12 protein-coding genes are annotated in these 12,946 nt (G+C 64.3%); 7 read left to right on the forward strand and 5 right to left on the reverse strand.

Translation table 11 applies throughout. The features are described from left to right. Positions 1 to 43: 43 nt before the first annotated feature. From QSV36_RS21315 to QSV36_RS21330, 4 genes are all read left to right on the forward strand, one after another. Complete coding sequence (locus tag QSV36_RS21315) at positions 44 to 1,348, forward strand: homoserine dehydrogenase (RefSeq protein WP_225780645.1); 1,305 nt, start codon at positions 44 to 46, stop codon at positions 1,346 to 1,348. A 54-nt stretch (positions 1,349 to 1,402) separates the two neighbouring features. Next, a complete protein-coding gene (thrC, locus tag QSV36_RS21320) occupies positions 1,403 to 2,812 on the forward strand; it encodes a threonine synthase (RefSeq protein WP_186687233.1) in 1,410 nt (469 codons plus the stop codon). Between the two features lie 212 nt (positions 2,813 to 3,024). After that, positions 3,025 to 3,441 (forward strand): response regulator, encoded by a 417-nt coding sequence (locus QSV36_RS21325; RefSeq protein ID WP_289134158.1) that lies wholly within the window; start codon positions 3,025 to 3,027, stop codon positions 3,439 to 3,441. 79 nt (positions 3,442 to 3,520) lie between these two features. Further along, entirely contained in the window at positions 3,521 to 3,802 is a 282-nt protein-coding gene (locus QSV36_RS21330; RefSeq protein ID WP_289134160.1) for a DUF3509 domain-containing protein, read from the forward strand. Between the two features lie 150 nt (positions 3,803 to 3,952). Here the strand turns inward: QSV36_RS21330 and QSV36_RS21335 are convergent, their stop codons facing one another. Further along, positions 3,953 to 4,828 carry a TIGR02285 family protein gene (locus QSV36_RS21335; protein WP_289134162.1) on the reverse strand — a complete coding sequence of 292 codons (876 nt, stop codon included), beginning with the start codon at positions 4,826 to 4,828 and terminating at the stop codon, positions 3,953 to 3,955. A gap of 20 nt (positions 4,829 to 4,848) precedes the next feature. Further along, entirely contained in the window at positions 4,849 to 6,048 is a 1,200-nt protein-coding gene (locus QSV36_RS21340) for a CaiB/BaiF CoA transferase family protein (protein ID WP_289134164.1), read from the reverse strand. A 131-nt stretch (positions 6,049 to 6,179) separates the two neighbouring features. On the opposite strand from QSV36_RS21340, the gene QSV36_RS21345 reads away from it, so the two are divergent. The 3 genes from QSV36_RS21345 (at position 6,180) to QSV36_RS21355 (ending at position 9,679) form a co-directional block, all read left to right on the forward strand. Next, positions 6,180 to 6,722 (forward strand): YaeQ family protein, encoded by a 543-nt coding sequence (locus QSV36_RS21345; protein WP_289134166.1) that lies wholly within the window; start codon positions 6,180 to 6,182, stop codon positions 6,720 to 6,722. Positions 6,723 to 6,730: 8 nt separating this feature from the next. After that, on the forward strand, positions 6,731 to 8,440 hold the full coding sequence (recJ, locus tag QSV36_RS21350) for a single-stranded-DNA-specific exonuclease RecJ (protein WP_289134168.1): 1,710 nt from the start codon (positions 6,731 to 6,733) through the stop codon (positions 8,438 to 8,440). Between the two features lie 132 nt (positions 8,441 to 8,572). Next, positions 8,573 to 9,679 carry an NADH:flavin oxidoreductase/NADH oxidase gene (locus QSV36_RS21355; protein WP_289134171.1) on the forward strand — a complete coding sequence of 369 codons (1,107 nt, stop codon included), beginning with the start codon at positions 8,573 to 8,575 and terminating at the stop codon, positions 9,677 to 9,679. A gap of 116 nt (positions 9,680 to 9,795) precedes the next feature. Here the strand turns inward: QSV36_RS21355 and QSV36_RS21360 are convergent, their stop codons facing one another. The 3 genes from QSV36_RS21360 to QSV36_RS21370 are packed head-to-tail and all read right to left on the reverse strand — an operon-like array spanning position 9,796 to position 12,946. Then, positions 9,796 to 11,220 carry a gamma-aminobutyraldehyde dehydrogenase gene (locus tag QSV36_RS21360; RefSeq protein ID WP_289134172.1) on the reverse strand — a complete coding sequence of 475 codons (1,425 nt, stop codon included), beginning with the start codon at positions 11,218 to 11,220 and terminating at the stop codon, positions 9,796 to 9,798. A gap of 18 nt (positions 11,221 to 11,238) precedes the next feature. After that, positions 11,239 to 12,045, reverse strand: a complete 807-nt coding sequence (locus tag QSV36_RS21365) for an ABC transporter permease (RefSeq protein ID WP_289134173.1) — start codon at positions 12,043 to 12,045, stop codon at positions 11,239 to 11,241. Next, positions 12,035 to 12,946, reverse strand: coding sequence for an ABC transporter permease (locus QSV36_RS21370; protein WP_289134175.1), 912 nt, complete (start codon positions 12,944 to 12,946; stop codon positions 12,035 to 12,037). The genes QSV36_RS21365 and QSV36_RS21370 overlap by 11 nt, the downstream gene beginning before the upstream one ends.

The raw sequence follows: 12,946 nt of genomic DNA on the forward strand, positions 1-12,946 counted from the left end.
TCACGGCCGGCAAAGGTGTCGGCCGTTCAATGGGGAGTTCACAGTGAAACCGGTCAAAGTAGGCATCTGTGGGTTGGGGACCGTCGGTGGCGGAACCTTCAATGTACTTCAGCGCAACGCCGAGGAGATTGCCCGCCGTGCCGGGCGCGGTATTGAAGTGGCACAGATCGCCATGCGCTCGCAGAACCCGAACTGCCAGATTACCGGTACCCCCATTACCGCTGATGTGTTCGACGTTGCCAGCAACCCGGAGATCGACATTGTCATCGAGCTGATCGGTGGCTACACCGTGGCTCGCGACCTGGTGCTCAAGGCCATCGAAAACGGCAAGCACGTGGTCACCGCCAACAAGGCGCTGATCGCCGTGCACGGCAACGAAATCTTTGCCAAGGCGCGCGAGAAGGGCGTCATCGTCGCTTTCGAAGCGGCCGTGGCCGGTGGCATTCCGGTGATCAAGGCCATCCGCGAAGGGTTGTCGGCCAACCGTATCAACTGGCTGGCTGGCATCATCAACGGTACCGGCAACTTCATCCTTACCGAAATGCGTGAGAAGGGCCGGGCCTTCCCTGACGTTCTGGCCGAAGCCCAGGCGCTGGGTTACGCCGAAGCCGACCCGACCTTCGACGTCGAAGGCATCGATGCCGCACACAAGCTGACCATCCTCGCCTCGATCGCGTTCGGCATCCCGCTGCAGTTCGACAAGGCCTACACCGAGGGGATCACCCAGCTGACCACCGCTGACGTGAACTACGCCGAGGCCCTGGGCTACCGCATCAAGCACCTGGGCGTGGCGCGCCGCACTGCCGACGGCATCGAGCTGCGGGTACACCCGACGCTGATCCCGGCCGACCGCCTGATCGCCAACGTCAATGGCGTGATGAACGCGGTCATGGTCAATGGCGATGCTGCCGGCTCCACCCTGTACTACGGCGCCGGTGCCGGCATGGAGCCTACCGCTTCGTCGGTGGTCGCCGACCTGGTCGACGTGGTGCGGGCGATGACTTCCGACCCGGAAAACCGCGTACCGCACCTGGCCTTCCAGCCGGACTCGCTGTCGGCTCACCCGATCCTGCCGATCGAAGCCTGCAAGAGCGCCTACTACCTGCGCATCCAGGCCAAGGATCACCCGGGCGTACTGGCCCAGGTGGCCAGCATCCTCTCGGCGCGTGGCATCAACATCGAGTCGATCATGCAGAAGGAAGCCGAGGAGCAGGACGGGCTGGTGCCGATGATCCTGCTGACCCATGGCGTGGTCGAGCAGCACATCAACGATGCCATCGTCGCCCTGGAAGCCCTGCAGGACGTGGTCGGCAAGGTCGTGCGCATTCGCGTCGAACAGCTCAATTAATTTTGCCGTCGGGCCGCCTGCGCGGCCCGGCCCCAGTATCGAAGGTTTGCACCCATGCGCTATATCAGCACCCGCGGCCAGGCACCGGCCCTGAATTTCGAAGACGTCCTGCTGGCCGGTCTGGCCAGTGACGGCGGCCTGTACGTGCCAGAGAACCTGCCACGCTTCACCCAGGAAGAAATCGCCTCGTGGGCCGGCCTGCCGTACCACGAGCTGGCCTTCCGGGTCATGCGCCCGTTCGTCGAAGGCAGCATCGCCGATGCCGACTTCAAGAAGATCCTCGAAGAAACCTATGGTGAGTTCGCCCATGCTGCCGTGGCACCGCTGCGCCAGCTGAACAGCAACGAGTGGGTGCTCGAGCTGTTCCACGGCCCGACCCTGGCGTTCAAGGACTTCGCCCTGCAACTGCTTGGGCGCCTGCTCGACCACGTACTGGCCAAGCGCAACGAGCGCGTGGTGATCATCGGCGCCACCAGCGGTGACACCGGCTCCGCCGCCATCGAAGGCTGCCGCCGTTGCGACAACGTCGACATCTTCATCCTGCACCCGCACCAGCGCGTGTCGGAAGTGCAGCGTCGGCAGATGACCACCATCTTCGGCGACAACATCCACAACATCGCCATCGAAGGCAACTTCGATGACTGCCAGGAAATGGTCAAGGCCAGCTTCGCCGACCAGTCGTTCCTCAAGGGCACCCGCCTGGTTGCGGTCAACTCGATCAACTGGGCGCGGATCATGGCCCAGATCGTCTACTACTTCCACGCTGCCCTGCAGCTGGGTGGCCCGGCCCGTTCGGTCGCGTTCTCGGTACCGACTGGCAACTTCGGTGACATTTTCGCCGGCTACCTGGCGCGCAACATGGGCCTGCCGGTCAGCCAGCTGATCGTCGCCACCAACCGCAACGACATCCTGCACCGCTTCATGAGCGGCAATCAGTACGTCAAGGAAACCCTGCATGCGACCCTGTCGCCGTCGATGGACATCATGGTGTCGTCCAACTTCGAGCGCCTGCTGTTCGACCTGCACGGCCGCAACGGTGGCGCGATTGCCGAGCTGATGGCGAACTTCAAGCAGGGCGGTGGTTTCAGCGTCGAACAGGACCGCTGGACCGAAGCCCGCAAACTGTTCGACTCGCTGGCCGTGACTGACGAGCAGACCTGCGAAACCATCGCCGAGGTATTCGCTGCCACCGGCGAGGTGCTCGACCCGCACACCGCGATTGGCGTCAAGGCCGCGCGCGAGTGCCGCCGCAGCCTCGACACGCCGATGGTGGTCCTGGGTACCGCGCACCCGGTGAAGTTCCCGGAAGCGGTGGAAAAGGCCGGTGTGGGCAAGGCGCTGGAACTGCCGGCGCACCTCAGCGACCTGTTCAGCCGTGAAGAGCGCTGCACAGTGCTGGCCAATGACCTGAAGGCCGTGCAGGGCTTTGTCAGCCAACACGGGAACCGCGGCAAGCCGCTGTAATCGCATTGCTTGGGGCTGCGCGGCAACCCAGCTCGACCAAGGCCGCTCCTGCAGGAACCTCGCGTTTCCGTGTGGGAGCGGCCTTGTGCCGCGAAAGGCCGCAAAGCGCCCCCAACATCTCGGCTTTTTCTCACGCCCCTCTCAGAAACATCCTATTCAGGTACAGCCTTTACAGCGCCTAGAGTAGCCGGTCCTCCCCTCAGGAGCGGCTCATGCACCAGCCCTACGTGTTGATCCACCAGGCTCGCCCATCGCACCAGATTCTCCTGCACCAGGCGCTCAATGCCCAGGGTGTGTTCGACGTGCGGGTCAGCGCAACCAGCACTGAACTCGATGCTTGCCTGGCTGTGGAGCGTCGCCCCGACCTGCTGATCCTCGACCATGCGATGCCCCCCCAGGCCGGCCTGGCCTTGCTCGAACAACAGCGTGCACGCGCCTTGTTGTTTGTCGGCCACGCTAGCGACAAGCAGCAAAACCTTGCCCAGGAAGCGAGAAACCGCGGCCTGTGGGTGCTCGCCGAATTACCTTGGCCGCTTTCGATGCCTCGCTTGCAGCATGCCTTGCAGGCATTGCAGGTACGCCCCTGGCGACGTATTCATACTGTCACGTGCACCCCGCATGCTCACTGATGCAGGCGCGATGTGACGAACTTTCCGCTGCGTCTGTTGGTCAGTTCCTTTATATCCCACCACGCAGCGAGTGATCCGGATGGAAAGAATCTGCAGACTGCTCAACGAAGCCCTGACCCCCTACCAGGCCGACCTTGGCGCCGCCGATGCCCAGGGTAATCGCCAGTTGACCGTGCGCGACCCGTTGGCCGACGTGATCTTGCGGCGTACGGTCAGCGAACGCCAGTTGCAGGAACATCGCCTGTTGATAGACCTGGTGGATGGCTTGCACCGTGACTTGCAGATCGCCGAGGGGCGTTTGCAGCCTTGTGTCATCGCAGCACTGCAGCAGCGCCAGCAACCCCCAGGAACCTTTGCCTGACTGGTTGATCAGACACTGTAGGGCAGCCAGCCAATGCTTTGCTCCGGCGTTGTCAGGGTTGCCGCAGGAAGTCCCCCAAGGACTTTCGCTTGGCCCCGGACGTGTTCCCCAGCGTCCGGGGTTTCTTTTTCGGGCTGCCGGAACAGGCAATCAGTGGTCTTCGAAAAAGCGCTTGCTCTCTTCCAGGTAGCCTTCCTGCAACGCCGGATCCAGCCAGCGCGCATATTGCGTCGGCAACACTTCCTGGCGCAGGGCAGGCAGCAATTGGTCGATATGTGCGATGGCTGCACGCCCCAGCTCGGAGTCCGAGCACCCCACATGCAGAAACTGAAAGCGGTTGACTCCCTGCACAGGATAGAACCGATAGTCATCCAGCGACCCGCCTTGCTGCTGGACCAAGTAGCGCACTTCATGCCAGTACCCAAGCACCAGGCGCAAGCGCCCCAGTTGCTGCATCTGCAGCAGGTTGGCGGTGGCATCGTTGCCATAGTGGCGGTTGAGCACGGTGTCGGGCAGCTGGCGCAGGATCGCGTCGATCTGCGTGCCGTAGCTGCGTTCGGCAACCACCCCCAGCTGCAGCATGGTCTTGCTCAGCAGGGCATGCAGATCTACCTGCTGGTCGTCGAGGTAAGGCTCCACCAGCGCCTGGCTGTCCTTGCGCAGCACCAGGCCACCGCTGAGCACGCCCAGCGACGGCATGGAAAAGCGCACGTATTCGGCGCGCTCCGGTGTCCATAACAAGGTCGGGTCACAGGTGAAGCTGTTGCGGTCTTGCAGCATCTGGATGCCGCGGGCGCGGTTGACCCGCACGATGCTGTGGTCGTACTCGGGCATCTGGGCGATCAGCCGAGGCAACAGCTGGTCGATCACTCCCTGGCCCTTTTCCGGGCCTTCGAGGATGGTGAACGGCGGCAGGTCGCGCACCAGCCAGAAGAGGCGCTCCTTGGCGCCGGCCGGTTGCAGCAGCAGTGCCGGCAACAGCCCGCACAGCAGCACCAGGCGATGTAGGTAACGGGCAGCGCACATGAGCCGGGCCAGCGTCAGGGTCAGACCGTGCCGGCTGCGCGCAGGTTGGCGATGGCAGTCGCGTCGTAGCCCAGCTTGCCGAGCAGCCCCTCGGTGTGCTCGCCCAGCGCCGGGCCGACCCACTCGGCCGAGCCGGGGGTATCCGACAATTTGGGGACGATGCCAGGCATGCGGAATGGCTTGCCGTCCGGCAGCCGGGCCTGCAGGAACATCTCACGCGCCAGGTACTGCGGATCGTTGAACATGTCTTCGGCCGAATAGATGCGGCTGGCCGGTACTTCGGCCGTGGTCAGCACCTGCATCAACTGGTCCAGCGGCAGGCTGTTGGCCCAGCGATCGATCACCCCGTACAGCTCGTCGCGACGCAGGTCGCGGCCATCATTGGTAGCCAGGCTCGGGTCGTCGGCCAGGTCGCTGCGGCCAATGGCCTGCATGAAGCGCTTGAAGATCGCATCGCCGTTGGCGCCGATCTGCACATGCTTGCCATCGGCACTGGTATGAATGGAGGAGGGCGTAATCCCCGGCATGATATTGCCGGTGCGCTCGCGGATGAAGCCGAACACGTCGAATTCCGGGACCATGCTTTCCATCATGGCAAAAATCGCCTCGTACAGCGCCACATCCACCACCTGGCCGTCACCGCCGTTGACCTCGCGGTGGCGCAGGGCCATCAGCGCGCCGATCACGCCCCACAAGGCGGCAATCGAGTCACCGATGGAAATGCCCGTACGCACCGGCGGACGGTCGTCAAAACCGGTGATGTAGCGCAGGCCGCCCATCGACTCGCCCACGGCGCCGAAGCCTGGCTGGTCCTTCAGCGGCCCGGTCTGGCCAAAACCCGACAGGCGCACCATCACCAGGCGCGGGTTGAGGGCATGCAGCACGTCCCAGCCCAAGCCGAGTTTTTCCAGCACGCCCGGGCGGAAGTTCTCGATCAGGATGTCAGCCCCGGCCAGCAGGCGCTTGAGAATCTCGCGGCCCTCGGGGTGCTTGAGGTTGAGGGTGAGCGACTGCTTGTTGCGGGCCTGTACGAACCACCACAGCGAGGTGCCCTCGTACAACTTGCGCCATTTGCGCAGCGGGTCGCCGCCATCGGGCGATTCGACCTTGATCACCTCGGCGCCGAATTCGGCGCAGATGCGCGAGGCGAACGGCCCGGCGATCAGGGTGCCAAGTTCGATGACTTTGAGGCCGGCGAGGGGTTTGCTGGGCGTAGGCATGAGGCATCCGTGGCAGCTGGGCAGAGGCGTGGTTTTATCATAGCTCGCAAGCGGCAGATACTGCCGCGGCGCAACCAAGGGCAGGATCGGTTAGACTGTGCCACTTTTCTTGCGCAAGAAGCCCGTCGACCATGGCCCAGCCGTCTACCACCTACAAATTCGAACTGAACCTGACCGACCTCGATCGTGGCGTATACGAAAACGTCCGCCAGACCATCGCCCGCCACCCTTCGGAAACCGAAGAGCGCATGGCCGTGCGTTTGCTGGCCTATGCGCTGTGGTACAACGAGAACCTGGCCTTCGGCCGCGGCCTGTCCGACGTCGACGAAGCGGCCCTGTGGGAAAAGAGCCTGGACGATCGCATCCTGCACTGGATCGAAGTGGGCCAGCCGGACGCCGAGCGCCTGACCTGGTGTTCGCGCCGTACCGAGCGTACCAGCCTGCTGGCCTACGGCAGCCTGCGCGTCTGGCAGAACAAGGTGCTGGACGCGGTCAAAGGCCTGAAGAACCTGAGCATCGCCGCCGTTCCGCAAGAAGTGTTGGAAACGCTTGCCACCGACATGCCCCGCAGTATCAAGTGGGATGTGATGATCAGTGAGGGCACGCTGTTCGTCACTGATGACCGCGGCCAGCACGAAGTGCAACTGGAATGGCTGCTGGGTGAGCGTGGCTGAGACACTCCATGCGTATCGAACCTCGCCCGCTGCCACCGACCCTGCCATTCCTCGGTAACCTGCCCCCCTTGCTGACCCGCCTGTACGCTGCACGCGGCGTGCAGAGCGAGGCCGAACTGGACAAAAGCCTGGCGCGCCTGCTGCCGTTCCAGCAGCTCAAGGGTATCGAAGCCGGTGTCAACCTGCTGGTCGAGGCCATCGACCAGCGTCAACGCATCCTGATCGTCGGCGACTTCGATGCCGACGGTGCCACTGCCAGTACGGTCGGCGTGCTGGGCCTGCGCCTGCTGGGCGCAGCACATGTCGACTACCTGGTGCCCAACCGCTTCGAGTATGGCTACGGGCTGACCCCGGAGATCGTCGCGGTGGCGCTGCAACGCCAGCCGCAACTGCTGATTACCGTGGACAACGGCATTTCCAGTGTTGACGGGGTCGCGGCGGCCAAGGCGGCGGGGCTCAAGGTGCTGGTGACCGACCACCACCTGCCGGGTGAACAGTTGCCCGCGGCCGACGCCATCATCAACCCCAACCAGCCGGGCTGCACCTTCCCGAGCAAGGCGCTGGCCGGGGTCGGGGTGATCTTCTACGTGCTGATGGCCCTGCGTGCACGCCTGCGCAGCCTTGGGCGCTACGAGACGCAGCCACAGCCGAACATCGGCGAACTGCTCGACCTGGTCGCCCTGGGCAGCGTCGCCGACGTAGTGCCACTGGACGCCAACAACCGCATCCTGGTGCACCAGGGCCTCGAGCGTATCCGCGCCGGCCGCGCCCGCCCGGGGCTCAAGGCCATTCTCGAAGTGGCCCGTCGCGACCACCGGCGCATCACCTCGACCGACCTCGGTTTCATCCTCGGCCCGCGGCTGAATGCTGCCGGGCGCCTGGATGACATGAGCCTGGGTATCGAATGCCTGTTGTGCGAGGACGCGGCCCTGGCGCTGGACATGGCCCAGCAGCTGGACGACCTGAACCAGGACCGCAAGTCAATCGAGCAGGGCATGCAGCGTGAGGCCCTGGCCCAGCTCAAGGACCTGCCGATCGAGTCGATGCCCTACGGTCTGTGCCTGTTCGATGCGGACTGGCACCAGGGTGTGATCGGTATCCTGGCCTCGCGCCTGAAGGAGCGTTACCACCGGCCGACCATCGCTTTCGCTGATGCCGGCGAGGGCATGCTCAAGGGCTCGGCGCGTTCGGTGCCGGGCTTCCATATTCGCGATGCGCTGGATGCCGTGGCGGCGCGTCACCCGCAACTGATCAGCAAGTTCGGCGGCCATGCCATGGCCGCCGGGTTGTCGCTGCCCGAGGCGAATTTCCCGGCATTTGCCCAGGCGTTCGACGAAGAGGTGCGGCGTCATCTGGCAGAAGACGACCTGACCGGCCGCCTGCTGTCAGATGGCAGCCTGGCAGTGGAGGAATTCCACCTCGACCTGGCCAAGGCCCTGCGCCATGCCGGCCCCTGGGGCCAGCATTTCCCCGAGCCGCTGTTCCATGGCGTGTTCCAGCTGGTGGAGCAGCGCGTGGTGGGTGAGCGTCACCTGAAGGTGGTGCTCAAGAGCGAGTGCGGGTCGGTGCGGCTGGACGGTATTGCCTTTGGCATCGACCGCGAAGTGTGGCCGAACCCGACGGTGCGGTGGGTGGAACTGGCTTACAAGCTGGATGTGAACGAGTTTCGTGGCAATGAAACCGTGCAGTTGATGATTGCCCACATGGAGCCGCGCTGACCGTACCGAATTTTCAGGGAACCTTCTCCCCAATCATTCTGGTCTAGTCTGAATATTGACCGGACCCGGGCCAGGGACGTGCAATTGAGTGTCCGGGCCGGATCACCATTGGAGTCATTGGGAGGTGCCCTCATGAGCCTGCTGCTCGAGCCTTACACCCTGCGTCAGCTGACCCTGCCCAACCGCATCGCCGTTTCGCCGATGTGCCAGTATTCCGCTGTCGATGGCCTGGCCAACGATTGGCACCTTGTTCATCTTGGCAGCCGCGCCGTGGGTGGCGCGGGCCTGGTCATCACCGAAGCCGTGGCGGTAACCGCCGATGGCCGCATCACCGCCGAAGACCTCGGCCTGTGGGATGATGCGCAGATCGCCCCGTTGCAGCGCATCACCCGCTTCATCACCGCCCAGGGCGTCGTGCCGGGTATCCAGCTGGCCCACGCCGGGCGCAAGGCCAGTACCTATCGGCCATGGCTGGGCAAGCAAGGCAGCGTCAAGCCGGAAGAGGGCGGCTGGCAGCCGGTGGGGCCCTCGAGGATTGCCTTCGACCCGCAGCACACCACGCCCCGTGAGTTGAGCCAGGACGAAATCCAGGGTGTGATCGACGCGTTCGTCGCCTCGACCGAGCGCGCCCTGAAAGCCGGATTCAAGGTCGTTGAAATCCACGCCGCGCATGGCTACCTGCTGCATCAGTTCCTGTCGCCACTGAGCAACCAGCGCCGTGACGAGTACGGCAGCTGCTTCGAAAACCGTATCCGCCTGACCTTGCAGGTGGTCGAGGCCGTGCGCAAGGTGTGGCCGGCCGAACTGCCGCTGTTCGTGCGGGTGTCGGCGACCGATTGGGTCGAGGACGGCTGGAACCCGGATGAAACCGTCGAGCTGGCGCGCCGCCTGCGCGGCCTGGGCGTCGACCTGATCGACGTGTCCTCCGGCGGCACCTCGGTCAATGCCGAGATCCCCACCGGCCCCGGCTACCAGACCCGTTTCGCCGAGCGTGTGCGCAAGGAATCGGAAATCGCCACCGGCACCGTGGGCATGATCACCGAACCGGCCCAGGCCGAGCACATTCTGCGCACTGGCCAGGCCGACATCATCTTCCTTGCCCGCGAACTGCTGCGCGACCCGTACTGGCCGCTGCACGCCGATGATGACCTGGGCGGCAACAAGGCCACCTGGCCAGCGCAATACCAGCGCGCGACCAGCCGGGCCAACCCGATTCACGAGTCGGATTTACGGGATTAGCATCGTCGGAGTGTGGTGGTGGGCGGAAATAATCGGTAGGGCTGATATCGAGCGCCGCCCGCGCGGCGCACGATATCGCAGGCGCCAAGAATCCAGCGACCTACCCCAAACTTCCCTCAATGCTTGATCATCACATGCCGCACACAGGTGTAATCCTCCAGCCCATACATCGACATGTCCTTGCCATACCCCGAATGCTTCTGCCCGCCATGGGGCATTTCGCTGACCAGCATGAAGTGGGTGTTCACCCAGGTGCAGCCATACTGCAGGCGCGCCGCCAGGCGGTGGGCGCGGCCGGTGTCGCGGGTCCATACCGATGAGGCCAGGCCGTAGTCGGAGTCGTTGGCCCATTCCAGCGCCTGCGCTTCGTCGCTGAAGCGGGTGACCGACACCACCGGGCCGAACACTTCGTTACGCACGATCTCGTCGTCCTGCAGGGCATCGGCCAACACCGTCGGCGCGAAGAAGAAACCGTCACCCTCGATCGCCTTGCCGCCGGTCACCAGGCGAATATGCGGCTGGGCAATGGCCCGCTGTACCAGGCCAGCGACCTTGTCGCGGTGCTGGGCGCTGATCAGTGGCCCCAGCTCGGTGTCTTCGGCTTCCTGCAGCCCGGGCTTGAGGCTGGCTACCGCTTCACCCAGGCGTTCGACGAAGCGCTCGTAGATGCCGTCCTGCACATACAACCGACAGGCAGCGGTGCAGTCCTGGCCAGCGTTGTAGAAGCCGAAGGTGCGGATGCCGTCGATGGCCGCGTCGAGGTCGGCATCGTCGAACACCAGCACCGGCGCCTTGCCGCCCAGTTCCATGTGCATGCGTTTCACGCTGTCGGCGGTAGCGCTGATGATGTGTGCGCCGGTGGGAATCGAGCCGGTCAGCGAAACCATGCGTACCTTGGGGTGTGTGACCAACGGGGTGCCGACGGTCTGGCCGCGCCCGAAGAGGATGTTCAACACCCCCGGCGGCAACAGGTCCAGGGCCAGTTCGCCCAGGCGCAGGGCGGTCAGCGGGGTCATCTCGGAGGGCTTGATCACCACCGTGTTGCCCGCGGCCAGGGCCGGGGCGATCTTCCAGGCCAGCATCATCAACGGGTAGTTCCACGGCGCGATCGAGGCGACCACGCCCAGTGGGTCGCGGCGGATCATCGAGGTATGCCCCGGCAGGTATTCGCCCGCTGCCGAGCCACCCAGGCAGCGTGCTGCACCGGCGAAATAGCGGAACACATCGGCAATCGCCGGGATCTCGTCATTCAATGCGGCGCTCAGCGGCTTGCCGCAGTTCTGCGACTCCAGCCGGGCCAGTTCATCGCCATGCGCTTCGATGGCGTCGGCCAATGCCAGCAACGCCTGTGCACGCTCCTTGGGGCTGGTTTGCGACCAGCTGTCGAAGGCCTGGTCGGCGGCGCGTACGGCGCTGTCCACCTGCGCCTCGGTGGCTTCGTTGATCTGCGCCAGGGCGCTGCCCAGCGCCGGGTTGAGTACGGTCCAGGCCGGGCCTTCGCCAGCGACCAGCTGGCCATTGATCAGCATCTGCGTTTGCATCGGGGGACTCCTCCAGGGTCATTTGCCGCTGCCCGCGACGCTTTCGCCGCCACGGGTCAGGTAATAGGCGCCAAGGATTGGCAGCATGGTCACCAGCATCACCAGCATGGCGACCACGTTGGTCACCGGCACGTCACGCGGGCGGCTGAGCTGGTTGAGCAACCAGATCGGCAGGGTGCGTTCGTGGCCGGCGGTGAAGGTGGTGACAATGATCTCGTCGAACGACAGGGCAAAGGCCAGCATGCCGCCGGCCAACAGCGCCGAGCCAAGGTTGGGCAGGATGATGTAGCGGAAGGTCTGCCAGCCATCGGCGCCCAGGTCCATCGAGGCTTCGATCAGGCTCTGCGAAGTACGCCGCAGGCGGGCGATGACATTGTTGTAGACGATCACCACGCAAAAGGTGGCGTGGCCGACCACGATGGTGAACACCCCGGGTTCCATGCCCAGGCTCTTGAACGCCGAGAGCAGGGCGATACCGGTGATGATACCGGGCAGGGCGATGGGCAGGATCAGCAGCAGCGAAATGCTCTCCTTGCCAAAAAAGCTGCGCCGGTACAGCGCCGCCGAGGCCAGCGTGCCCAGCACCAGGGCGATCAGCGTGGCCAGGCAGGCCACCTGCAGTGACAGTTGGATCGCCTCCAGCACATCGGGCCGGGCGAACGCCACGGCGAACCACTTGAGGGTAAAGCCCTTGGGCGGAAAGCTGAACGCCGCATCCTCGGTGTTGAAGGCATAGAGGAAGATGATCAGGATCGGAAAGTGCAGGAACAGCAGGCCGCCCCAGGCGGCCAGGCGCAGCCCGATCGAAGCTTTTTCAGAGTGCATCGAAGGCTCCCAGGCGCTTGACCAACGACAGGTATACCGCGATCAGCACGATCGGTACCAGGGTGAAGGCGGCGGCCATCGGCATGTTGCCGATCGCTCCTTGCTGGGCATAGACCATGCTGCCGATGAAGTAGCCAGGCGGGCCGATTAGTTGCGGCACGATGAAGTCGCCCAGGGTCAGCGAAAAGGTGAAGATCGAGCCGGCAGCAATGCCCGGGATCGACAGCGGCAGAATCACCTGCACGAAGGTTTGCCGAGGTCGGGCGCCGAGGTCTGCCGAGGCCTGCAGCAGGGAAGGTGGCAGGCGTTCCAGCGAGGCCTGGATGGGCAGGATCATGAATGGCAGCCAGATATAGACGAACACCATGAAGCGCCCCAGGTGTGATGTCGACAGGGTACTGCCGCCCACCCCCGGTACTGCCAGCACGGTTTGCAAAAGGGCATCCAGGTGCAGTTGCTGGACGAACCACTGGGCCACGCCACCCTTGGCCAGCAGCAGGGTCCAGGCGTAGGTCTTGACGATGTAGCTGGCCCACATCGGCATCATCACCGCGATGTAGAAAAATGCTTTGGTCTTGCCGCTGGTGTAGCGCGCCATGTAATAGGCGATGGGGAAGGCCAGCACTGCACTGGCCAGCGACACCGCCACCGCCATGCCCAGGGTGCGCAGGATGATGTCGAAGTTCGACGGGTTGAACAGGGCGGCGAAATTGCCCAGGGTCAGCTCCGGGCTCACCGCCATGGTGAAGTCGTCGAAGGTATAGAAACCCTGCCACAGCAGGTTGAGCAGCGAGCCCAGGTAGATCGCGCCGAACCAGGTCAGTGGCGGCACCAGCAGCAACGCCAGGTAGAGGTTGGGGCGCCGGTACAGCAGGTTGGACAGCTCGCGTAGCCTACCCAT

This window comes from Pseudomonas sp. BCRC 81390 (assembly GCF_030341915.1).
GTDB lineage: Bacteria > Pseudomonadota > Gammaproteobacteria > Pseudomonadales > Pseudomonadaceae > Aquipseudomonas.

What these genes read in the sequence shown, in the direction of transcription:
- QSV36_RS21360 (WP_289134172.1), bottom strand. Translation starts at nt 11,220, where the DNA reads ATGCAAACGCAGATGCTGATCAATGGCCAGCTGGTCGCTGGCGAAGGC.
- QSV36_RS21370 (WP_289134175.1), bottom strand. Translation starts at nt 12,946, where the DNA reads ATGGGTAGGCTACGCGAGCTGTCCAACCTGCTGTACCGGCGCCCCAAC.
- recJ (WP_289134168.1), top strand. Translation starts at nt 6,731, where the DNA reads ATGCGTATCGAACCTCGCCCGCTGCCACCGACCCTGCCATTCCTCGGT.
- QSV36_RS21345 (WP_289134166.1), top strand. Translation starts at nt 6,180, where the DNA reads ATGGCCCAGCCGTCTACCACCTACAAATTCGAACTGAACCTGACCGAC.
- thrC (WP_186687233.1), top strand. Translation starts at nt 1,403, where the DNA reads ATGCGCTATATCAGCACCCGCGGCCAGGCACCGGCCCTGAATTTCGAA.
- QSV36_RS21330 (WP_289134160.1), top strand. Translation starts at nt 3,521, where the DNA reads ATGGAAAGAATCTGCAGACTGCTCAACGAAGCCCTGACCCCCTACCAG.
- QSV36_RS21335 (WP_289134162.1), bottom strand. Translation starts at nt 4,828, where the DNA reads ATGTGCGCTGCCCGTTACCTACATCGCCTGGTGCTGCTGTGCGGGCTG.
- QSV36_RS21355 (WP_289134171.1), top strand. Translation starts at nt 8,573, where the DNA reads ATGAGCCTGCTGCTCGAGCCTTACACCCTGCGTCAGCTGACCCTGCCC.
- QSV36_RS21325 (WP_289134158.1), top strand. Translation starts at nt 3,025, where the DNA reads ATGCACCAGCCCTACGTGTTGATCCACCAGGCTCGCCCATCGCACCAG.
- QSV36_RS21365 (WP_289134173.1), bottom strand. Translation starts at nt 12,045, where the DNA reads ATGCACTCTGAAAAAGCTTCGATCGGGCTGCGCCTGGCCGCCTGGGGC.
- QSV36_RS21340 (WP_289134164.1), bottom strand. Translation starts at nt 6,048, where the DNA reads ATGCCTACGCCCAGCAAACCCCTCGCCGGCCTCAAAGTCATCGAACTT.